Origin of the sequence: Pseudoalteromonas sp. BZB3 (assembly GCF_040104455.1) — a bacterium.
Taxonomy (GTDB): Bacteria; Pseudomonadota; Gammaproteobacteria; order Enterobacterales; family Alteromonadaceae; genus Pseudoalteromonas.
In genome coordinates, this window is record NZ_JBECOS010000008.1 from 231,123 (window position 1) to 254,206 (window position 23,084).

The following is a 23,084-nucleotide window of genomic DNA, read 5'->3' on the forward strand; positions in this document are numbered from 1 at the left end:
ATTGAGTTAAGATATTCAAGAAGTTGCCGATAAAAGTCTTACTGAAATCTAGGCTTTTCACTGTAACATAGGCACAAGGTTTGCAAATATTCGAATTAAGCATGATATTTGTAGTTGCCACTCAAAAAATTGACTTCGAGTGTCATAATAAAAAAGTAATGATAAGTATTCTCTGGAGGGGATAGTGGATTTAGCAACCGTTATCGGAATAGTAGGTGCAATAGGTTTGGTCATCATGGCGATGTTCATGAGTAGTAATGGTGACTTGGCCATGTTTGGTGATGGCCCATCTACCGTCATTGTATTCGGTGGCTCTATTTTCATCGTACTCTCGAACTTCACCATGGGCCAGTTCTTAGGCATTGGTAAAGTTGTTGGCAAAGCCTTTATGTTCAAGATTGAATCTCCAGAAGAGCTCATTGAGAAAGCCGTTGAATTGGCTGACTCGGCTCGTAAAGGTGGCTTTTTGGCTTTGGAAGAAGCAGAAATACCCAATGCCTTTATGCGTAAGGGCGTTGATATGTTAGTAGATGGTCATGATGCTGATGTTGTACGCGCTACTTTATTAAAAGACATTTCACTCACTACCTCTCGACACGAATTAGGCGCTAACTTATTTAAATCTTTGGCAGACATCGCCCCTGCGATGGGTATGATCGGAACGCTAATTGGTCTAGTCGCCATGTTATCAAACATGGATGACCCAAAAGCGATTGGTCCTGCAATGGCTGTAGCACTACTTACAACGTTATATGGTGCGTTCCTTGCGAACGTAGTTGCCATTCCTATTCAGGCGAAACTTGAATTGCGTAAAGATGAAGAAGAACAAAATCAACGCTTAATCTTGGATGCAATTTTGGGTATTCAAGATGGTCAAAACCCGAAAGTAATCGAAGGTATTCTGAAGAACTACCTACCTGAGTCGAAACGCGGCAGCGACAAGGAGGAGTAGTATGTCAGACGAACAAGAATGTAAATGTCCCCCCCCCGGGCTACCCGCTTGGATGGGAACATTTGCTGATCTAATGTCACTCTTGATGTGTTTCTTCGTTCTGCTGTTGGCTTTCTCTGAAATGGACGTGTTGAAATTCAAACAAATAGCAGGTTCGATGAAGTTTGCTTTTGGTGTGCAAAATAAAATCGAAGTAAAAGACATTCCCAAGGGTACCAGTGTGATAGCTATGGAGTTCACACCTGGTAAACCAGAGCCGACTCCTATCGAGACTATCCAACAGCAGACGGTAGAGATGACGCAGCAAATGTTGGAGTTCCAGGCAGGTGATGAGGCTTCTGCAGGTGGTCGTCAAGAGCAACGCGGTAATAAACGTGGTGGCGAATCGCAAAGTACTTCACAAGAGCAATCTATGGAGCAGGCCATTTCGGCAGCCGATCAAGAGCAAGTGAATGAATTGGTGAAGAAAATTGCCCAGCAAATGGAAAAGCAAATTATGGATGGTGCAATAGAGCTTGAGTCTCTTGGACAACAGATCATTATTCGCATTCAAGAAAATGGTGCTTTCCCTTCTGGTAGTGCATTTTTACAGCCAAAGTTTAAGCCGATCATTCGTGAAATCGCTGAGCTATTAAAAGATGTGCCAGGAGAAATTACTGTATCAGGTCATACTGATGATTTTCAGGTGACCAATGAGCTTTATTCTAATAATTGGGATTTATCTGCAACCCGAGCAGTTGCCGTGGCAAGTGAAATGGTGAAAGCCCCTGGGTTTGATAAAAATAGAATGGTCGTTGTTGGCCACGCAGATACACGCCCGCTAGTGCCGAATGAGAATGACACAGATAGACGCCGTAATCGCCGTGTTGAAATCTCTATTTTACAAGGTAAAGCGAAAGAATCTGATCCTATCGAACTGCGTGGCAATTAATTTTTTCATTCTTTAGTATTGTATTTCTTGATAGATGATTGGAATTCAGCTAATTTGAATATGAATCATTTATCAAGGAGAAATACGATGTCTATTCTAAGTAAATACGCTTACATGCCAGGAAATAATGGCGACGGTGCTGATGATAATGATGAGCCACCAAAGTCAGAAGAAAAATCGTTAGATTAATCATCTCAAGATTAACCTTTCAATATGTCATTCGATTTAAACAGCACTTACTTTAATCAATTTTTGTTATTAGTAAGAGACCATGCGACGTTACTGACGTTTATTTCGGTTGCTCTGTTTGCATTATTAAGAGATGACAAAGCCCTTAGATATGCGGCACTGTGTGCCGCATTTTATGTGATTGGCTATTTTTCTTTCCCTTTGATCAAAAAAGTTGATGCCGATCTATATGTCATTCGTTACATTTATTGGGCGTTGAGTGACATCGTTTTTATGGCCATTTTGGCTGTCTGGGCATTGAAAGACAAAGTGTATTTATGGCAAAGCGTATTGGCACAACTCATTGTACTTCCTGCGCCTATCATGCAGTTATTTAGATTGGTAGATAGGCACTATCTCGATTTAAGTTACTCTACCTACCTTTATAAAAGTATTTTACCTTTAGTGAATATTCTCACCGTCATCCTGTGCTTTCTGCCCGTGATGTATCTTTTAAAAAATCGAGTAAACCAACTACAAGTAAAGGGATAGTGTTTCACCATTTTAAGCGTCTAGTTAATCCCTTAAACCGGTATAGATATTACTACCCTTAGATTAATTTATATCAATATCAGTGATTGCAACATTAATCCCAGTATCTGAACCTGCAGAGGTTTGAGCAGCTAACTTAACAAATGTTTTATTTCCCTGGGCGTTTGGAATAACAATATCTGTCAAAGCAAACTCACAGTTTTGTATTAACCTTTCTTGGGGTAATTTGGCACTTAAGCACATTGTTTTAGTAATGTTATTACTGCGTACCTCTTCACAATAGGCAGGGTTTAAACTGATGCTTAACTGTTCATCAACCTCAATTAAAGAAAGTAAAATAGTAAAGTCAGTATCATTGCATGCTAATGGTACGACTCTTTGATTATTTGATAAGTCACCTTGTAAAAACCTCTGCTCATCTGAATTTTGGTACCAGACGGTCAGTGTACTTTGCAATAGGTTTGTGGACATTGAGTTGGGACTGCCTTTAGCACGCCAATCATTTAAAGAGTTCACTTCAGGCAGAGCAAATGAGACGCTAAGTTCTGGTATATATTTGAATTGTTGACCAACTTTAATTGTATTATTCTCAGCGCCTTGCCATGTATCTGTAACGTCTGCACCAAAAATATTCGCTACTTGTTCACACAGTGGTTCAGAGCCTTTGTATGATGTCTCTGCTAGGCTACTTGAGCGGTTTGTAAAGTAAGTTACTTGTGGCTTAGTTTGGAGCGTATCCCCCTCTATTTGCCAATAAGCAATGTTTGTTTCTTGCTTATTCAAATGCCTTTGCGCTGAGAAATTACTGCCACATTGTGTGCTCTCATTGACGGTAGGCGCAGTATTATCTTTTGATAGTGGTTCGCTGCCCCCGCCACCGCACGCGGTTAAAAAAGAGCAGGAAAGCAAGATTAGGGGGTATTTCATAAGACTTCCTTGAATTTGGGTTATCAGGCTTGCACGATAACCCAAACTTTTTACCATTAACCTAGCGCAGGAATAACGCCAAACATTTGCAAGCCTTGTGCAGCTATTATGACAACCCCACAACAAGCTGCAAGGCTTAACCCAAATCGACCGCCTCTAACTTGATAACCTTGTTCATTAGTTTGTTGTGCTCTCTGAACCCAAACCATTGCAACAGGCAAAAATATCGCTAAAACAACCAGTGCAATTGCCGCATACCCTAATGCGGTAATAAACCCTTGTGGATAGAATAAAGCGAAGCCAAGCGGGGGCACAAAGGTAATTAATGCCGTCTTCAATCGGGCGCTTTTGTTATCACCTTGTTTGAAAGCATCAGCAAAGAAGTCAAATAATCCAAGACTTACACCTAAGAAAGAGGTCGCCAATGCTAAATCTGCAAAAATCGTGATCGACGTACTGACCTGTGTGCTGTTTACTAAACTAGAGACGCTGCCAATGAAGCCTTGTAGGCCTTCAGACTGTAAAAGTTGTGACTGGCTCATCATACCTTGGCTGATCAATTGCCAGAAGACATAAATAATTAAAGGCACGGAGGCACCGAAAATCATAACTTTTCTGAGTGAATGAATGTCAACACCAACGTATTTTACAATTGATGGAATTGAACCATGAAAACCAAATGAAGTGAAAATCACAGGTATGGCTGAAATGAGAAGCCCTTGCTCTAGCGGCATTTCGAGCAAGTGTTGACTTTGAACATAAGGGGTCAGAACAAAGAATAGAGTGCCCAGCACGATTACTTTAATGGCAAATAAAACACGGTTTAGTTTATCAACCGTTGAGGTACCCATGGTGACAATGGCTGCGACCAGTACAGCCACGAGTATAGAGCCGACTTGCGGGGCCACATCGACATCAAGCGCTGCATTTATTTTTGACTGTAATTGCGCGCCTCCACCTGCGATATATGCTGCACATAGCGCATAAAACAGAAAGACCATTGCAAAATTAGCGATATATTGCCCACGTTTGCCCAGTAGTGTCTTGGCAAGCGTATTGAGTGTGGCATCGGAGCTGGCGAATTGATGAAGCTCTAGCATTAATAACGCGGTATAGGTCATTAATAGCCAAGTTAATAAAATCAGGATTAAAGATGCACTAAAGCCAATACCTGCAGAAGCGATAGGCAGTGCTAACATGCCCGCGCCTATGGTTGTGCCTGCGACAATTAGCATACTGCCGAGGGTTTTATTCTTTATCACATTATGCCCCTTTAAGTGTGAGAGAGCAGGCAAGATATAACGCAGAGCAAAAAATTGAAACTCCTTTGTTATAAATCAAGATACGTGTTTGTAATATATGTTTTACATTTTGATGCACAGAATTGAGATTTAGACATAAAAAAACGCGATGACTCTGCATCGCGTTTTTTTAAAAAGTGGTGATTACTTCACTTCTTTACCTGCAGCTTGTTGGTCAGCATGATAACTAGAGCGAACAAACGGGCCACACGCTGCGTGGGTGAAGCCAATTTCGTCAGCGTAATCTTTTAATGCATCAAACTCTGCTGGTGGCACATAGCGTTTAACCGGTAAGTGGTGTTTTGAAGGTTGTAAATATTGACCTACAGTTAGCATGTCAACATTGTGCTCACGAAGGTCACGCAATACCTCTTCGATTTCAGACATTTCTTCGCCTAAACCCACCATTAAGCCCGACTTAGTTTTAACATTCGGGTGTGCTTCTTTGAAACGACGAAGCAGTTCTAAAGACCATTTATAATCCGCACCTGGGCGAGCTAGCTTATACAGGCGAGGCGCAGTCTCTAAGTTGTGGTTGAATACGTCAGGTGGCGTTTCAGTTAAGATCTCTAGTGCTTTTTCCATACGACCACGAAAATCTGGTACTAAGATTTCAATGGTGATCTCAGGATTGTGCTTACGAATAGCTTTAATACAATCAGCAAAATGTTGTGCACCACCATCACGTAAGTCATCACGGTCTACAGACGTGATAACCACATACTTAAGCTTCATGTCTTTGATAGTTAAAGCGAGTTTTTCAGGCTCTTGTGCGTCTGGCTTTAACGGACGGCCGTGCGCTACATCACAAAAAGGGCAACGACGAGTACAAATAGCACCTAAGATCATGAATGTCGCTGTGCCGTGGTTAAAGCACTCAGATAGGTTAGGGCATGATGCCTCTTCACATACTGAGTGTAACCCGTGGTTTCGCATTGCTTGCTTGATGCCCTCAATACGCTCACTTGATTTCGGTAAACGGATTTTAAGCCATTCAGGTTTTCTTAGCATTTCATCGCGTTCAGTTGGCATTACCTTAACTGGGATCAATGCCATTTTCTCAGCATCGCGAAGCTTTACCCCTGGCTCCATTTTTACTGGTTTACTCATTCGTTCTCGAACCCTTCTTTGTGTTCAACATGCTCAGCGTTAAGACGTTTGAGCATATGTTTAACAAGACCTTGCGCAACTTCATCAAGTTGCGACGGGCCATTTAATTCACTTGTTTGCACCATGTTCATACCCGCATAGCCGCAAGGGTTTATGCGCATAAATGGGCTCATATCCATGTTTACATTCAGTGCAAGACCATGAAACGAGCAGCCGCGGCGAACGCGCAGGCCTAAGGATGCAATTTTACTGTCGTCGACATAGACTCCTGGCGCATCAGGTTTGGCATAGGCATTAATGTCATACTCTTGCAGCATGTCGACAATGCACTCTTCTAGCCAAGTTACTAGCTCTCTTACGCCGATTTTAAGACGACGGAGATTAAACAGTACATACATCATTTGCTGACCAGGACCGTGATAAGTCACTTGACCACCGCGGTCAACTTGAATAACAGGAATGTCGCCGGGTGCTAAAACATGCTCTGCTTTACCTGCTTGCCCCTGAGTAAAGACAGGCTCATGTTCAACAAACCAGATCTCATCGGGACTGTTATCGTCTCGGGTATCAGTGAAGTCTTGCATTTTTTGCCAAATTGGCTGGTAACTTTGCAAGCCTAACTGGCGAACTATCACGGTACTTTGAGTCATGGTTAGCCTTTACAGTACGTAACGTACGTCTTCGATATTGCCAATTTCGGTATAGATTTGCTCAATATGCTCTTTTGAAGTGACGGTCGCGACCAGTGTTACCGACTCGTAAGTGCCTTTACTACTCGGTTTTACTTTAGGCGCATAGTCACCCGGCGCAATTGTTTGCAACTTTGCAAGGATCTGATCAGTCAGATTTACATTTGCTAGGCCCATAATTTTAAACGTGAATGGGCAAGGGAACTCTAAGTATTCGTCAAACTTAGTATTTTTAACTGGTTGAACCATGAAGGTGTCCTCATCGCAAATGGTGTGGTGTGTTTTTATTTCACACACGCTCAATAATGGCGGGCATTCTATCATTTTTGCGGCAAAAAAAAACGCCTCACTCAGGAGGCGTTGACGACTAATAAATCAATTATTACATGATCTGTAAACGTAAATAGTCATAGATCTTGCTGAAGAAGCTACCTTCTTCTATTTCTTCAAGCGTAACTAATGGATACTGAGAGATTTCTTCACCATCGAGCTCAAGGAATAGTGTGCCTACCTTTGTTCCTTTGGCTAATGGCGCTTCTAAAGTTTTATCTAATTCAAAGTTCGCTTTTAAATTTTTGCGTTGACCACGAGGGATGGTAACGGGTGTGTCTTCTAGAATACCTAAAGAAACCGTCTCTTTATTACCCATCCAAATACGCTGATCTGCAAAGCTATCGCCCGCTTTATATGGTGTGATTGTTTCGAAGAAACGGAAGCCATAGTTGAGTAGTTTTTTGCTTTCGACTTTACGAGCACGCTCACTGTCTGTACCCATCACAACTGCAATTAAGCGCATATCGTCTTTAGTTGCTGATGTCACTAGGCTGTAGCCAGCCTCTGATGTGTGGCCTGTTTTAATGCCATCAACGTCAAGGCTTGCATCCCACAGTAGTGAGTTACGGTTATACTGCTTAATACCATTAAAGGTAAAAGACTTTTCTTTGTAAAGTGCATACTCTTCGGGTACGTCACGAATAAGCGCGGCACCTAGCGTCGCCATATCACGAGGCGTTGTGTAATGCTCGTCCGTATCAAGGCCATGACTGTTAATAAAATGCGTGTTAGTCATGCCTAGCTTTTCAGCGTGTGCATTCATAAGATCAGCAAATGCACTTTCACTGCCAGCAATGTGTTCAGCCATTGCCACACATGCATCATTGCCTGATTGAATAATAATACCGTGGTTAAGATCGTCGACACTGACTTGCTTGCCGACTTCAATGAACATGACCGATGAGCCAGGGAAATTCTTCGCCCATGCTTTTTCACTGATGGTAACCATATCAGTTGGTGAGATATTACCAGCTTCAATTTCGACACCAATCACGTAACTGGTCATCATTTTGGTTAGGCTAGCAGGTGCCAGCTTTGTATCTGCTTCACCTTCCGCAATGACTTTGCCAGTTGTGTAATCCACCAAGAAATAACCTTTCGCATTGATCTGAGGTGCAGAAGGTAGGATCTGTGCGGAAGCTGAAAAAATAGTTGCTGAGCATACCAGCCCGCAAATTTTGGTAAGTAGTTTGGTTTTTAGTAAAGTCATTATGTTCTTTTATCGATAAAATTAAAATTAGTCAGCTTTTTCTATTCTAAAGTCGTTGTTCACTGTAAAGCAAGAAAGCCTGGCGAAATTCACCTGCCTGTAAGTTTTCTAGCAGGGATTGAGCATGAGTATCATCTTCTAGCGGGCCTAAGCGAAGTTTATGTAAACCACCTTCTTCTGCAATGTTGGTATCAATTGCAAATTGACCTGCGAGTTTATTTGCCAAGTGTTCAATATTGGTTTTATTACTACTCGCAGCGACTTGAATATAGGTTAATCTTGGCGCAATGCGATCGAGTGTAATCGCTTCAATCTGAACCTTTGCTGTACCTTGGTTATGGTAGCCTAGCTTATAGGCCGCGGCATAAGATAAGTCGATGATCCTGTCATCGTGGAATGGTCCACGATCATTGACTCTGACAATAGCCGATTTGCCATTTTCTAAATTGGTTACTTTAACAAAGCTCGGAAGTGGTAGAGTTTTGTGGGCTGCAGTCATATCATACATGTTAAAGATCTCACCGTTAGAGGTGTAGTACCCATGGAACTTCTGCCCATACCATGAAGCGGTACCTTGCGCTTTGTAGCCTTTTTCATCTGACATAGGGTGATATTGCTTACCGAGCACCACATAAGGGCGTCCGGCGCTGACACTTTTTGGCTCAACTTTTACTTTCGCATCACGCATTTCATACTCAGTTGGAATGCGCATAGGTGCAGTGTCTTGGCGTGTGTGATAGCGAGAGCTACACCCACTCACAAAAATGACAACAAGGGCTAGCAAGTAAGCCTTATACAACTTAGTCATGATTTAAGTAACATCCTCTTGTCTGTCGCAATTGACATAATGATACCGAACCCTGCCATCAGCGTAACCATGGATGTGCCACCATAGCTAATAAGGGGAAGGGGGACACCTACAACCGGTAATAGGCCCGATACCATGCCAATATTTACAAATACATATACAAAGAAAGTCAGTGTTAAAGCGCCAGCTAATAGTTTACTAAAGGCATCTTGAGCACGTACTGCAATCAATAAACCTCTGCCTATGATAAATAAATAGACGCTGAGTAATAACACCACGCCCATTAAACCAAATTCTTCGCTCAATACCGAGAAGATAAAATCTGTGTGTCGCTCAGGTAAAAACTCTAATTGTGATTGCGTGCCATGCAACCAACCTTTGCCCTCGACACCGCCTGAACCTATGGCGATTTTCGATTGAATAATGTGGTAGCCAGCACCTAGAGGATCGCTTTCAGGATCAAGTAGTGTCATAACGCGCTGTTTTTGGTAAGCGCGCATACCGTAATGCCAAAAAGCGAATACAGCGGGGACCATTAATAACAGCGCACCACCAATGAGGCGCCAGCTTAACCCCGCTAGAAACAAAACGAAAATGCCAGAACTGGCAATAAGCAGTGAGGTGCCTAAATCCGGTTGTTCTTTAATTAAGAAGGTGGGCACACACAATAATATAAAACCGATAAACAAATTAATAAACTTTGGGGGCATGCGGTGTTGAGAGATATACCAAGCAACCATCATAGGCACAGCTAGCTTCATGACTTCTGATGGTTGAAAGTTAGTCACGCCAAGGTTTAACCAACGTTTTGCACCATTAATAGTAATACCAAAGAAAAACACCGCAACCAGCATAGCCAAACCCACTAAATAAAGTGGGATCACTAGGCGCTTTAGAGTGATAGGAGGAACTTGAGCAAACACCAATAATGCGATGACCGCGCCACCCATGCGCACACTATGTCTTAACATCATATCCATGTTTTGACCGCTTGCACTATACACAATTGCCAAGCTGCCAAACATCATACAAACAAGTGCTAATAGCAAAGGCACATCTAAATGTATTTTCTGCCATAGCGTGCGTTTATGACCGAGCATCATTAATTGGCTCCTTGCTTAAGAGGGTTTGCAGTAAAGTAATAATCCATTAATTGACGTGCAATAGGGGCTGCGATTTTACTACCGCCACCTTGGTTCTCCACTACCACAGTTACAACAACACGCGGGTCATTATAGGGCGCAAAGCCTGTGTAAATTGCATTGTCTCTATGACGCTCGTCTAGCTTTTCTGCATCATATTTCTCACCTTGCGCGATGCTGACAATTTGCGCAGTACCAGTTTTACCTGCAGGGTCATAATCCGCCCCTTTAAATGCTTTATGCGCAGTACCTGTGACCTTAGTTACAGTGTTGTGCATGGCTTCAAGGGCGACGCGCCAATGGTCATGATTTTTGAGCACAATGGGCGGGCGCTCTTCGGTGTACATAGGCGTGATTTCATCAAACTGTTTTTTTACTTGTACCAGGTGCGGTTGGTAATGTTCGCCTTTGTTAACCATGATGGTTACAGCGTTGGCTATTTGCATTGGCGTCGCAGTCCAATAACCTTGTCCAATCCCGACTGAGATGGTATCGCCTGGCCACCAGTTTTCTTTAAAACGTTCTTTTTTCCAAGCTACGGTTGGCAGAATAGCTGTTGTTTCTTCATGAATATCAATACCAGATAAATCACCAAAGCCAAACTTATTCATGAAATTACTGATCTTTGTGATACCAGATTTATAGGCAATATCGTAATAAAAAGTATCACATGACTCTTCTATTGCTTTGTATACATCAACCCAGCCATGGCCCCAACGCTGCCAGTCTCGCCACTTATGTTCAACATTCGGAATTTGAAAAAAGCCTGGGTCCCACATGCGAGTTTGCTCAGTGATAATGCCTTCTTCCAAGCCAAGAATAGCTAAATGTGGTTTGACCGTCGAGGCTGGCGCATAGCGGCCTTGAGTTGTTCTGTTAATTAAAGGCCTATCTGGGTTTAACAAGGCGCGATAGTCTTTACCACTGATCCCGTGAACAAATAGGTTTGGGTCGTAACTGGGGTTTGAATACAGTGCTAGAATACCGCCGTCTTTAGGATCCATAACAACGATCGCGCCACGCATACCTTCAAGGGCTTTTTTCGCCACTTGCTGTAAGCCTATATCTAACGTAAGAACTAAATCTTGCCCTGGTGTGGGCGCATCGACGCTTAAAGTACGGAGCACTCTGCCTCGGTTATTCACTTCAACACGTTGTGAACCAACGATGCCGTGCAGTTCTTTTTCGTAGAATTTTTCTATGCCAAGCTTACCAATGTCATGGGTTGCACGATAATTTTTGACTTCACCTGCGAGCTCTAAAGCCGTGAGCTCTTTTTTATTTAATTTGGCAACATAACCAAGTGCATGGGTGAGTGTCTCACCGTAGGGGTAATATCTGGCAAGGCGAGCTTCAATATTAAAGCCTGGAAATTTATGTTGATTCACTGAAAATAAGGCAACTTCTTGCTCATTTAAACGCGCTTTAATAACACGGCTTTTAAAGCGCTGCTTACGGCGAATATTCTTTAAAAAGCTTTCTTGGTCTTCTACAGAAATATTTAATAAAGCGCCGACTTCAGCAAGTTGCTTAGCGATATCATCAACTTGCTCAGGGATCACTTCTAAATTATAAACAGGGCGGTTCTCTGCCAATAACACCCCATTTCGGTCGTAGATTAAGCCTCGGTTTGGTGCGACGGGGATTACTTTAATACGATTATCATTAGAGCGTGTTTTATAGGTGTCATGCTCTGTGACTTGTAGCTTATAGGCGTTACTGAGTAGCAAGCCTATAAGGAGAGTAACAAACACAAAACCAACAAATGCGCGACGAGCAAACAAATTTGCTTCAGCTGAATGGTCACGAATTGTTGGTCTTTTGTTTATCATCTGAGTTGTATTATTCTCTGTGGTATGGGTGGTTGTTATTTAAACTCCACCCGCGATACAAGCTTTCAGCGACAATAATACGCACAAGTGGGTGCGGTAACGTCAATGCCGATAGCGACCACTTTTGTTCAGAAGCAGCAATACACTCAGGCGCAAGGCCTTCAGGACCGCCAATTAATAAGCTGACATCTCGACCATCAAGTTGCCACTTTTGCATATGATTTGCGAGTTGATGGGTATCCCAAGGTTTACCTGTTACTTCTAGCGTCACAATTCGGTTGCCTTTTGGAATAGCGGCTAAGGTTTTTTCACCTTCCAACTGTAAAATACGCTTGATATCGGCATTCTTACCACGCTTTCCAGCTGGGATCTCAACAAGTTCCAACGCCATATCTTTTGGAAAACGACGCTGATACTCTTTAAAGCCAGTCTCAACCCAAGCTGGCATCTTTGTGCCGACAGCAACCAATTGAATTTTCAAAATTAGCCCCAGAGTTTCTCTAAGTCATATAAGTCACGAGTTTGATCTTGCATAACGTGCACAACCACATCGCCTAAATCAACCAGTACCCACTCACCCACATCTTGTCCTTCAATGCCTAATAGGTCTTCACCAGCATGACGCGTTTCTTTAGCAACGTGTTCAGCAATAGACTGTACGTGACGTTTTGAGTTACCTGAGCAAATGACCAAATAATCCGTTACAGAGCTCACTTCTTTTACATCTAACTTAACAATGTCACGGGCTTTCATGTCGTCAACTTTGTCTAATGCAAAGTCTAATAATTGTTCAGAATTCAAATCTTGTATCTCTATGCTCAAAAAATAAGGCGCGTATAGTAGCACAGCACATTGGTTTATTCAGCATAGAGCTGATGAGTACGAATGTAATCTATGACCGAAGACGCGAGAAATTGTTCCATAGGTTTTTGATTATTTATTAGTTTTCTAATATCGCTCGATGCGGCATCAAAACTAGGACCGGTTAAAAAATGACAATGACCTGCTTTTTTCGTGAGTAACAGCTCGTTTGTCTCAACTTTAGCTTGTTTCACGTAGTCAGCAAGCGCTGGGTTTGGTGCATAAATTTCGCCAGGGCGCTGATAAACCACGATGTGGCAAAGCTGTGTAATGGCTTGCCATTCATACCAAGACGTTAAACTATTGAAGGAATCCATACCCATTAAAAAAATGATGGATGAATTAGGTTGCTCGCCTCGGTATTCCTGTAGCGTTAACAGTGAATAAGAAGGCCCTTGTCGCTCAAGCTCTCTTTTATCAATAGTGAACGCTCTATTACCTTGAGTTGCTAATTCGAGCATGTTGAGACGGTGTGTGTCAGTGATCTTAGGTTGTGCTTTATGCACAGGTATGGCGCAGGGCAAGAATCGTAATTCAGACAACCCTAGCTCAGTAACGCATTGCTCGGCCATGTTTAAATGTCCTAAATGGACAGGATCAAAAGTACCACCAAAAAGTGCAATCATATTGTTTAATCAGTGTGGTTGATGGGCAGACCAATAGGAATGTGATAGCAAAAACTCAGTGCACAATGCAGTAAGGCTTGATAAGGCGCAGTGAGTTCTCCGCGTTTATAGCCACTGTCTATTTGTGCCAACAATAGACCGATTTGCTCGAGCTGATGCAGAGGCAATCTATCAAGTGCTTGCTGAGTCAAAGGCTGCTGGTTTTTCCAAATATTGTGCTGTTTATAGAGCGCAGTAATATTTTGACCTTGTTGTAAGCCTTGCTTAATTGATACTAAGGTTTGCTGCTGCTTATTCAGCGCCCAAACCAGGGTATTCGGCTCAGTGTTATCTTCAGCTAACTTAACCATCACTTTAGTGATTTTCTTTGCCTGACCTGCAAGCGTTGCATTAGTCAGGTCAAAAATATCAAATTTACTTTGATTAAGTAGCCCCGCCAAGATTTGCTCATCATTGACGGTTTGTGAAGGATAAAGCAGCGCCAGTTTTTCTAACTCTTGATGTGTTGCGAGTAGGTTACCCTCTGTGGCCAGCAAAAGTTGCTTTTTAGCATCTTGTGTTAGAGCGACTTTTAACTGCTTGGCTTGCGAATCAAGCCAGCGCTGCAAGTGTTGACCAGTCAATTCATAACAAGGCACATATACGCCTTGCTTTTCTAAGCCTTTAAACCAAGCACCGCGTTGGATCTCTTGGCTGGCTTTTTGACCTTTCACAATTAACACGACATCAGGGTTCGGTTGAGCAGTCAGTTGCTTAAACGCATCACTCCCGGCTGTACCGGGTTTTTGCTGGTTTAAGTCAAATTCAATGAGTGTGCGTGCGCTAAATAGCGACATACTATTGTATTGAGCAAGTAATTCTTGCCAATCAAAGCCTGGCAACAAACTAAACTTAATAACTTCGTCGAAGCCTTGTTGTTTTGCCGCTTGCTTTATTTGCTGCACACATTGTGCTTCTTGAAAAGGTTCTTCACCTAAAACTAAATAGAATGGGGCTAGGCCTTTTCGTAAAGTATCTGGAAGTTGGTTAGCGTAACAGCGCATTAGAGTTGTGACAGCTCTCGGACAATACGTTTACTTGCCTGTTTGCGCAGCTCGTTAAGAATAATATCAAGCTCTTTGGCTTTTGCGAGTGCGTTGTCAGGATCATCTTGATAATTGCGGTAAATCTCAAACCCTTTATCTACAGGCTCAAGACCTGGACGTGTCACTCTATATGAAACAGAATAAGCCAGTTCGTATTGCGCAACTTGACCATTTCTAAACAAGCTTAACGTTTGGCGTGTTAGAGAGTCTCGATACAGATGAAGCTCAGGCACTTGTTTGCTTCTGTTGTCACTAATGGTGACTTGAGATGCGACGAGATCTTTGCGAAGTAATGAAAACAGCTCAGACTTGCTATCATCACCCGACAGGTGAAGTACTTGTAATTCTTTTGGTAAATATGAGGCTTGCTTTAAATGAAAGCCACAACCAGATAACAAAACACAGGCTAGCAAAAATGCTAGCCCATGCTTAATTGAACGCGATAAACGCATCTTAGTTTGCAACCACATTAAGTAGTTTACCTGGTACGTAAATCACTTTACGGATTTCTTTGCCTTCGATGAATTTAGATACATTCTCTTCAGCAAATGCAAGCGCTTCAACTTGTTCTTTCGTTGAGTCGGCAGCAACCGTTAACTTAGCACGCAGTTTACCGTTAACTTGTACCACGATAAGTTTTTCGTCTTCAACAAGTGCAGCTTGGTCAACCACAGGCCATGTAGCATCTAACACGTCACCTTCGTGACCTAAGTCTTGCCATAATTGATGACACATATGCGGTGCAATCGGTGCAAGCATAATTACGATGGCGTTAAGTGCTTCGTTTGCTAACGCAATATCTTGTGCATCTTTAAGCGGTGCTTTTGCAAGCTTGTTCGATAGCTCCATGATAGCAGCAATCGCAGTATTAAACGTTTGGCGACGCTCAACATCATCTGTTACTTTTGCAATGGTTTTGTGGATTTCACGACGTAGCACTTTCTGGTTGCTGTTTAGCGCATTTACATCAAGCTCAGCTGTGCCTGCTGCATTGACGTCTACTGCGTATTTCCAAATACGTTTAAGGAAGCGAAGTGACCCTTCAACACCCGAGTCAGACCATTCTAGAGTTTGCTCTGGTGGCGCTGTGAACATCATGAATAAACGAACAGTATCTGCGCCGTACTGCTTGATAACAGTTTGTGGATCAATACCATTGTTCTTTGATTTAGACATTTTAGACATACCAGCAGACTCTACTGGTTGACCGTCGTCTTTGTGCCACGCTTTAGTGATACGACCTTTATCGTCAGTTTCAGTTTCAACGTCAGTTGGTGAAATCCAAACATCACCGCCTTTTTCGTCTTTACGGAAATAAGTTTCAGCTAATACCATGCCCTGACATAGTAGACGCTCGAACGGCTCATCTGAGTTCACTAAACCACAGTCACGTAAGAGTTTGTGGAAGAAACGCGAATAAAGTAGGTGAAGGATCGCGTGCTCGATACCACCAATATATTGGTTTACCGGTAGCCAGTAATTCGCTGCATCTGGCTCTAACATACCTTCGTCATAACGTGGACTACAGTAACGTGCGTAGTACCATGAAGATTCCATGAAGGTATCAAACGTATCTGTTTCGTGGAATGCAGGTTCTCCGTTCACAGTGGTTTTAGCCCACTCAGGATCTGCTTTAATTGGCGAAGTTACACCGTTCATTACCACGTCTTCTGGCAGGCGAACTGGTAGCATATCTTCAGTTGCAGCAAGCTCTGAACCATCTTCTTTATTTAGCATTGGGATTGGTGAGCCCCAGTAACGCTGGCGGCTAACACCCCAGTCACGTAGACGGAAGTTAACTTTACGCTTACCTGCGCCAATGCCTTCAAGTTTGTCAGCAATGGCGTTGAATGCTGCTTTAAACTCAAGACCGTCAAATTCGCCAGAATTAATTAGTGTGCCTTTTTCAGTAAATGCTTCTTTTGAAAGGTCAGCTACAAGCTCAGAACCTTCTGCAGGTGCAATAACTTGTTTGATCTTTAGACCGTAAGCTGTCGCAAACTCGTAGTCACGTTGGTCATGACCTGGTACTGCCATAACCGCACCTGAACCATAGTCCATTAGTACAAAGTTGGCAGCCCATACAGGTACTTCTTCACCAGTTAATGGGTGAATTGCTTTAAAGCCCGTGTCTATGCCTTTTTTGTCCATGGTTGCCATATCAGCTTCAGCAACCTTAGTGTTCTTACATTCTTCAACAAATGCAGCAACGTCTGGGTTGTTCTTAGCTGCTTCTAACGCAATCGGGTGACCTGCAGCAACACCAACGTAAGTCACACCCATGAAAGTGTCAGGGCGAGTAGTGTAAACTGTGAAAGTTTCACCATTATCAGCACGTTTGAAGTCAATCTCTAAACCTTCAGAGCGACCAATCCAGTTACGCTGCATGGTTTTAACTTGCTCAGGCCAGTGCTCAAGTTTGTCTAAATCATCTAGTAGCTCTTGAGCGTAATCAGTAATTTTGATGAACCATTGAGGAATTTCTTTTTGCTCTACAAGTGCGCCAGAACGCCAACCGCGACCGTCAATCACCTGCTCGTTAGCCAGTACGGTTTGGTCAACTGGATCCCAGTTTACGGTAGACATTTTCTTGTAAACTAAGCCTTTGTCGTAAAGCTTAGTGAAGAACCACTGTTCCCATTTGTAATATTCTGGGTGACATGTTGCGATTTCACGATCCCAGTCATAACCAAAACCAAGCTGTTTTAGCTGACCGCGCATGTAATCAATGTTTTCGTATGTCCACTTAGCAGGCGCTGTGTTGTTTTTGATAGCCGCGTTTTCTGCAGGTAGACCAAACGCATCCCAACCCATAGGTTGCATAACGTTTTTGCCTTGTAAGCGCTGGAAACGAGATACCACATCACCAATGGTGTAGTTACGCACGTGACCCATATGCAGTCGACCACTTGGGTAAGGGAACATAGAGAGACAGTAATACTTCTCTTTGCTCTCGTCTTCTACGACTTTAAACGTCTTGTTTTCTTCCCAATACTGTTGGACTTTTGACTCAATGTCTTGCGGGTTATATTGCTCTTGCATCTATGTTTCCAGACTTCTTGCAAATTAATAAAAAATTGTCCGATAGCATACCCCAAAAACTGAGCGAATCACAGCCATAGAGGTGCATTTTGTGGTGCTTACAAGGCAGCAAAATATCACTTTTTTACCACTAGACTATAGTTATAGAAAGTTTACTGAAAAATGGAGTCTGCCATGGCGGAGTATAAAAAGTGGTTAGATGATTTTGCGCATTGGCTGAAAGATATAAAAGAGCATGAGCTTGAAGACTTAATTAATACATTTATTGAAAGTCAGGGTAAGCTAAAAGAGCTCGGCGAAGAGAAGGTAAAAAACTATAGTCACTATCTCAAGCGTGATTTACAACATTTAGAAGATGACTATAAAGACACTGATGATATTGCTTGGCAAGAATTAAAGGCGGGTGTGCTATTTGAGTTGGCACAACTTGAAGACCGCACACAGCTAGAATGGCATGCGCTACTAAAAGATTTTGAGCATGATGGGGTTTACAAAGCGGGTGAATGGATAGCCATGGGGCAATTAGTATGTAAAAATTGTCATCATACTACAGATGTACTTTATGCCTCTGAAATTAAAGCATGTAGCCAATGTGAGCATCAAGAATTCAGCCGAAAAGCATTGTCTCCATAGTCTAGCCAATTGGGTTAGATAATAAAAAGAAGTTAGGAATGACAAATAAGATAGCACCTTTACCTATTGAGGCCTTAGCGCCAACTATTTCTCTTGCGCATGTTGAGTCATGCATGCGCAACCCTTATCCTGAAGCGTTGACATTTATTGGTCAGCAACGCGCCCAAAGTGCTTTAGATTTCTCACTAGGTATGGACTTACCTGGTTATAACACTTTTGTAATGGGCGAAGCGGCATTAGGCCGTTTTACCATGGTAAAAGACAAGTTAGAAGCACACAGTAAAACCAAGCCAACGCCAAATGAGTGGTTGTACGTCAATAACTACGACGATCACCGTAAACCTATCGCGCTATTTATGCAGCCAGGTCAAAGCAAAGAGCTTGCTGATGACATGGATGAGTTTTTAGATGAAGTCGCTGATACTTTTCCTGCAGCATTCGATAACCCGGGTTATCAACGCAAAAAGAAGTCCATCGATAAAGAATTCGATAACAAATATGACGCTGCCATTACCGCAGTGGCAGAGCTTGCCGCTAAAAAAAGTGTGGCGCTGATAGAAGAAAGTAATCAGGTGGCCTTTGCACCAGTGATCGATGGCAAACAATTAGATGATGCAGAATTTGCTGCACTCGATGAAAAAGTGCAAGAACACTTTTTTGATGCCATAGATAAGTTAGAAGATGACCTTATAGAAGCCTTAATTGAGCTACCACGTTGGAAACGTGAATCATCTGAAAAGCTGAGAAACTTAAAGAAGCAAACGGTTGAAACCGCCACTAAGCCTTTACTAAAGAAACTAGAACTTAAGTATGCCAGCCACATTGGTGTCATTCGTTATCTGAAAGATGTCCGAATTGAAATTGTTGATGCGGTGCTAGAGTGGCTTGATGACAGCGGCAGCGAGGAGAATAAAGACGAGTTTGATCACCGCGGCATGCTGAATGATTTCTTTGCCCCGAATATTCTGGTTGAATATAAAGATGGAGAGGCTGCACCTGTGGTGTACGAACCAAACCCAACTTTTGGCAATATTTTTGGCAAGGTTGAATACGCCACTTCACAAGGCAACTTAATCACGAGTTATCGCTCAATCCAACCTGGGGCGCTACATAAGGCCAATGGTGGTTATCTGATCATGGATGCCGACAAAGTCTTGGCTAACTCGCAAGTGTGGGATGGCCTAAAGTTGTCGCTTAAAACCCATCAAATAAAGAATGATTTGCCATATCAAGATAGCTCAGTAGGTAGCAGTTTTACGCTTCGTCCTCAGTTAATTCCACTTGATGTGAAGATTATTTTATTGGGTTCACGTGATTTATATTATGCCATCAGTGATTACGATGAGGAGTTTGCAGAGCTATTCAGAGTATTGGCTGATTTTGATTACTACCTACCAAGTAGCGATAAACTTCAATATCAGTTCATTACTAAAGTGCTTGAATACTGCGATAAAACTTTAAACTGTGGTATTACAGCGTGCGGTCTTGCCCGTTTGCTTAAGTTTAGCTATCGCCAAGCAGAACACCATACTAAGCTGTCAGCACGATTTGCGGATGTACTCGAGTTAGTTGCAGAAGCAAGCTTTTATGCAAAACAAGATAATGTGACAGAGGTTACCGCAGAGCATATAGATGAAGCCATTGCAGGTAAGCAGTATCGTACCGGTCAACTTAGCGAAAATATGCTGAGTGATATTAAAGAAGGTCACACATTGATCGAAACTGACGGTGAAGCGATTGCTAAAATCAATGGTCTCACGGTATTACATATTGGTGATACGGCATTTGGTACGCCAGCGCGTATTACGGCTACGGTATATGCTGGTTCAGATGGCGTCATTGACGTCGAACGTGAAGCTGACTTAGGCAAGTCAATTCACTCTAAAGGTGTCATGTTATTAACGGGCTATCTAGGTAATAAGTATGCACAAAACTTTAGCTTAACACTCAGTGCCAATATCGCGATTGAACAAAGTTATGGCTATATCGATGGCGATAGTGCTTCGCTTGCTGAATTATGTGGCTTAATCTCAGCTATCACTCAACTACCTATTAATCAGTCGTTAGCGTTGACAGGTTCTATTAACCAGCATGGTGAAGTGCAGGCGATTGGTGGCGTAAACGAAAAAATTGAAGGCTTCTTTAAGCTTTGTAAAATGCGTGGGTTAACTGGTCAGCAAGGCGTGATCATTCCTCAGTCTAACCGCGTTAACTTAGTTTTAGATGACGAAGTGTTACAAGAAGTAGAGCGTGGTCGTTTCCATATTTATGCAGTTTCAAACGTGGATGAAGCATTGAGCTTATTGATGAATCATGACGCTGGAGAGCTAGTCGACGGGGAATACCCTGAGGGCTCTATTAATGCGCTAACACTGGCTCGATTAAAGCAAATTGCTGATGTGGTCAGTGGCGATAATGAAAAAGAAGAAACAGAACAAGATAAGGAGTAAGTAGCGTGTCTACAACCAATGTTATTTTAGTGATTGTCATTGTGATTTTGGTGGCACTATTTTCTCGTGCGTCGCAAAAGAATAAAGCGGCTGCAGGAGAGAATCGTATTAAAGCGGCTGAGTTTTTGGCAAAAAATGCAAAAAAAGATACTGTGGTCACAACTGATTCTGGCTTACAGTATGAAGTGCTTACACAGGGGGAGGGAGATGCAAAGCCTTCTGCCACCAGTAAAGTAAAAGTACATTACCATGGCACACTTGCTGATGGCACCGTATTTGATAGCTCAGTAGAGCGAAATAGCCCGATCAGCTTTGGCTTAAACCAGGTAATTCCAGGTTGGACTGAAGGTGTACAGCTAATGACTGAAGGCAGTAAGTTTAAGTTTTATATCAGTCCTGAGTTAGGTTATGGAGACCGTGCAGCCGGTAAGATCCCAGCAGGCTCATTGTTGATTTTTGAAGTTGAGCTTTTAAAAATAGAGTCATAACGTTAGTATTAATTTAGAAACGCAGAAGGGGGCTAAGCCTCCTTTTTTATACATAATGTAAGGAGAGAATATGTATATGGGTCTTGTTATCACTGCATTAATGGTACTTTTTGTTTATTTCAGAGCTAAGCATGTCAATGAAATTAAAGTATATGTTGGCGAAACCTACCCCGATATCTTGGCTAGATTATCAAAAGACAAAATGAAAATAGGGGTCAATAACTTGTTTGTGATTGCCCTTGAAGAGTCCCTGAAATTTGGAGAGTTAAGTAAAACTCAGGATAAGCGATTGCATGTATTAACCAAAAGAATGCGTGATTTTGATACGCGTTTTATGGCGGTCTCAGTTATCGTCATGATCAGTTATATTTTTTTGGCCTAATTTAAATATTACTGAATGAAAATCTATCATGCATACTCACAATGTAGTGACTGAATAAAAAGATAAATCTCATTTTTCATCATAAGAAAATGAGATTTATCTGTATTCATTGAATCTTATTCTATCTAATACTCTACTCAAGTGCTTATTGATTAGGTTTTCTGTTATTGTGCCATTTACTCTCCATAGGTACTTGAAAAGCCTTCAACTAATTTATCAAACGATTCATCATTTTCGGTTTATTTTATTTGCGATTTGTAGTGTTTAATTGCAGCTTTGTTTTGCTTTAGGTAGCTTTGAGCGGCTATTGATAAGAGAGAAATAAATGACCGAGTACAGTTTACCCAACCGTCGCATTCTGGCTATCGATGTTTTCCGTGGTTTGACGATCCTTACCATGGTATTTGTCAACGAACTTGCCGCAATTAAAAATATTCCTCCTTGGATGACGCATATGCCTGCCGATGCAAACGCCATGACTTTTGTAGATTTAGTATTCCCAGCATTTTTATTTATTGTGGGTATGTCTATTCCATTTTCAACACAAGCAAAAGCTGCAAAAGGGGCGAGCTCAAAACGTTTATTGATTGATGCAGCCTTCAGAGCGCTTGGATTAATCGTAATCGGCTTGTTTATGGTGAACACCATATATGGTTATGACGAAAGCAAAATGCTGATATCTATGCCGCTTTGGACTTTGTTGATGTATGCCAGTGTACTACTCATATGGAGTCACTATCCAAAACACCTTTCAAGTGTATTAGTCAAAGGCTGTAAATATTTAGGCATACTTGGCCTTATTGTGCTGGCGTATATTTATGAAGGCCCTTACGGTGGTATGACACCTCAGTGGTGGGGGATCCTAGGCTTAATTGGCTGGGCGTTTATTTTTAGTGTGGCAGTTTATTTATTTACTAAACAAGATGTCATTAAATTAATTGCAGCCAGTCTTGCATTTGTCGCGTTATATTTTGTTATAGAACACTTAAGCGGTATTAACGGTGTGCTTGACCGGCTTGTCGAAGATAACCGAAACCATACCCATGCGACGATAGTGTTAGCAGGTGTGGTGATGAGCTTAATTTTTTATCACACTAAATTAAGTGACAAAAAGTGGTTCAACTATTTTGCTTTTGTATTTGTTAGTGGTGCACTTACCTTGTTGAGCTGGTGGCATTGGCCAGTTTCAAAGATATGGGCAACGCCAAGTTGGGCATTCATGAGTATCTTCTTCTGTGCACTGATCTTTGGAGCTATTTATTACATCGTTGAGTTAAAGGCACAGACTGGTTGGTGCAAGGTATTTGAACCAGCGGCAAATAACCCATTATTAATCTATATCTTGCCCTATATTTTAATTGCAGCACTACAGTTGCTATCAATTCCTGCAAGACCTGAGTTCATGAGTAGTGGCGCTATGGGGATTCTATGGAGCCTAGGGTTTGCAGTGATGATGATGTTTGCTGTGACTGGCTTAAACAAGCTTGGTGTGAGATTAAAGCTTTAAAGCTCTTGCGAAGCCCTAACTCAAAGGCGGCTCATTAGCCGCCTTTATTATGTGA

The 23,084-nt window shown here is 42.2% G+C and carries 23 protein-coding genes; 8 read left to right on the forward strand and 15 right to left on the reverse strand.

Annotated features, from left to right (window positions below; genetic code table 11):
* Window positions 1-184: 184 nt before the first annotated feature.
* The 3 genes from pomA to ABMY35_RS06770 all read left to right on the forward strand — a co-directional run bounded on the left by pomA (window position 185) and on the right by ABMY35_RS06770 (window position 2,603).
* Entirely contained in the window at window positions 185-952 is a 768-nt protein-coding gene (gene pomA, locus ABMY35_RS06760) for a flagellar motor protein PomA (protein ID WP_349285539.1), read from the forward strand.
* Window position 953: 1 nt separating this feature from the next.
* On the forward strand, window positions 954-1,883 hold the full coding sequence (locus ABMY35_RS06765) for a flagellar motor protein MotB (RefSeq protein ID WP_138480292.1): 930 nt from the start codon (window positions 954-956) through the stop codon (window positions 1,881-1,883).
* A 213-nt stretch (window positions 1,884-2,096) separates the two neighbouring features.
* A complete protein-coding gene (locus ABMY35_RS06770; RefSeq protein ID WP_349285540.1) occupies window positions 2,097-2,603 on the forward strand; it encodes a hypothetical protein in 507 nt (168 codons plus the stop codon).
* A gap of 63 nt (window positions 2,604-2,666) precedes the next feature.
* Here ABMY35_RS06770 and ABMY35_RS06775 read toward each other — a convergent pair whose 3' ends face one another.
* The 15 genes from ABMY35_RS06775 to leuS all read right to left on the reverse strand — a co-directional run bounded on the left by ABMY35_RS06775 (window position 2,667) and on the right by leuS (window position 17,569).
* Window positions 2,667-3,530: a hypothetical protein gene (locus ABMY35_RS06775; protein ID WP_349285541.1), complete on the reverse strand. Its 864-nt coding sequence runs from the start codon at window positions 3,528-3,530 to the stop codon at window positions 2,667-2,669.
* A 56-nt stretch (window positions 3,531-3,586) separates the two neighbouring features.
* Window positions 3,587-4,792 carry an aromatic amino acid transport family protein gene (locus tag ABMY35_RS06780; protein WP_349285542.1) on the reverse strand — a complete coding sequence of 402 codons (1,206 nt, stop codon included), beginning with the start codon at window positions 4,790-4,792 and terminating at the stop codon, window positions 3,587-3,589.
* A gap of 183 nt (window positions 4,793-4,975) precedes the next feature.
* Window positions 4,976-5,941 (reverse strand): lipoyl synthase, encoded by a 966-nt coding sequence (gene lipA, locus ABMY35_RS06785; protein ID WP_058030834.1) that lies wholly within the window; start codon window positions 5,939-5,941, stop codon window positions 4,976-4,978.
* A complete protein-coding gene (gene lipB, locus ABMY35_RS06790; RefSeq protein WP_138480300.1) occupies window positions 5,938-6,591 on the reverse strand; it encodes a lipoyl(octanoyl) transferase LipB in 654 nt (217 codons plus the stop codon). The genes lipA and lipB overlap by 4 nt, the downstream gene beginning before the upstream one ends.
* 9 nt (window positions 6,592-6,600) lie before the next feature.
* Complete coding sequence (ybeD, locus tag ABMY35_RS06795; RefSeq protein WP_058030832.1) at window positions 6,601-6,879, reverse strand: DUF493 family protein YbeD; 279 nt, start codon at window positions 6,877-6,879, stop codon at window positions 6,601-6,603.
* A 133-nt stretch (window positions 6,880-7,012) separates the two neighbouring features.
* On the reverse strand, window positions 7,013-8,173 hold the full coding sequence (locus ABMY35_RS06800; RefSeq protein WP_349285543.1) for a serine hydrolase: 1,161 nt from the start codon (window positions 8,171-8,173) through the stop codon (window positions 7,013-7,015).
* Between the two features lie 46 nt (window positions 8,174-8,219).
* Entirely contained in the window at window positions 8,220-8,981 is a 762-nt protein-coding gene (locus ABMY35_RS06805; protein ID WP_349285544.1) for a septal ring lytic transglycosylase RlpA family protein, read from the reverse strand.
* The gene (gene rodA, locus ABMY35_RS06810; RefSeq protein ID WP_349285545.1) at window positions 8,978-10,084 is read right to left on the reverse strand and encodes a rod shape-determining protein RodA; all 1,107 of its coding nucleotides are present in this window, start codon (window positions 10,082-10,084) and stop codon (window positions 8,978-8,980) included. The genes ABMY35_RS06805 and rodA overlap by 4 nt, the downstream gene beginning before the upstream one ends.
* Window positions 10,084-11,955, reverse strand: a complete 1,872-nt coding sequence (gene mrdA, locus ABMY35_RS06815) for a penicillin-binding protein 2 (RefSeq protein ID WP_349285546.1) — start codon at window positions 11,953-11,955, stop codon at window positions 10,084-10,086. The genes rodA and mrdA overlap by 1 nt, the downstream gene beginning before the upstream one ends.
* A gap of 10 nt (window positions 11,956-11,965) precedes the next feature.
* Window positions 11,966-12,436 (reverse strand): 23S rRNA (pseudouridine(1915)-N(3))-methyltransferase RlmH, encoded by a 471-nt coding sequence (gene rlmH / locus ABMY35_RS06820; RefSeq protein ID WP_058030827.1) that lies wholly within the window; start codon window positions 12,434-12,436, stop codon window positions 11,966-11,968.
* A 2-nt stretch (window positions 12,437-12,438) separates the two neighbouring features.
* Window positions 12,439-12,756, reverse strand: a complete 318-nt coding sequence (rsfS, locus tag ABMY35_RS06825; protein ID WP_058031648.1) for a ribosome silencing factor — start codon at window positions 12,754-12,756, stop codon at window positions 12,439-12,441.
* A gap of 56 nt (window positions 12,757-12,812) precedes the next feature.
* Complete coding sequence (nadD, locus tag ABMY35_RS06830; protein WP_349285547.1) at window positions 12,813-13,442, reverse strand: nicotinate-nucleotide adenylyltransferase; 630 nt, start codon at window positions 13,440-13,442, stop codon at window positions 12,813-12,815.
* A gap of 5 nt (window positions 13,443-13,447) precedes the next feature.
* A complete protein-coding gene (holA, locus tag ABMY35_RS06835) occupies window positions 13,448-14,485 on the reverse strand; it encodes a DNA polymerase III subunit delta (protein ID WP_349285548.1) in 1,038 nt (345 codons plus the stop codon).
* A complete protein-coding gene (gene lptE / locus ABMY35_RS06840; protein WP_349285549.1) occupies window positions 14,485-14,997 on the reverse strand; it encodes an LPS assembly lipoprotein LptE in 513 nt (170 codons plus the stop codon). Before lptE ends, holA begins: the two co-directional genes overlap by 1 nt.
* The gene (gene leuS / locus ABMY35_RS06845; RefSeq protein WP_349285550.1) at window positions 14,981-17,569 is read right to left on the reverse strand and encodes a leucine--tRNA ligase; all 2,589 of its coding nucleotides are present in this window, start codon (window positions 17,567-17,569) and stop codon (window positions 14,981-14,983) included. Before leuS ends, lptE begins: the two co-directional genes overlap by 17 nt.
* 174 nt (window positions 17,570-17,743) lie before the next feature.
* On the opposite strand from leuS, the gene ABMY35_RS06850 reads away from it, so the two are divergent.
* From ABMY35_RS06850 to ABMY35_RS06870, 5 genes are all read left to right on the forward strand, one after another.
* A complete protein-coding gene (locus ABMY35_RS06850; protein WP_349285551.1) occupies window positions 17,744-18,202 on the forward strand; it encodes a hypothetical protein in 459 nt (152 codons plus the stop codon).
* 38 nt (window positions 18,203-18,240) lie between these two features.
* Window positions 18,241-20,652, forward strand: a complete 2,412-nt coding sequence (locus ABMY35_RS06855) for an AAA family ATPase (RefSeq protein WP_349285552.1) — start codon at window positions 18,241-18,243, stop codon at window positions 20,650-20,652.
* Window positions 20,653-20,657: 5 nt separating this feature from the next.
* Window positions 20,658-21,140 (forward strand): FKBP-type peptidyl-prolyl cis-trans isomerase, encoded by a 483-nt coding sequence (locus tag ABMY35_RS06860; protein ID WP_349285553.1) that lies wholly within the window; start codon window positions 20,658-20,660, stop codon window positions 21,138-21,140.
* Window positions 21,141-21,210: 70 nt separating this feature from the next.
* Entirely contained in the window at window positions 21,211-21,522 is a 312-nt protein-coding gene (locus tag ABMY35_RS06865; protein WP_349285554.1) for a hypothetical protein, read from the forward strand.
* A 325-nt stretch (window positions 21,523-21,847) separates the two neighbouring features.
* Complete coding sequence (locus tag ABMY35_RS06870; protein WP_349285555.1) at window positions 21,848-23,029, forward strand: DUF5009 domain-containing protein; 1,182 nt, start codon at window positions 21,848-21,850, stop codon at window positions 23,027-23,029.
* Window positions 23,030-23,084: the final 55 nt, after the last annotated feature.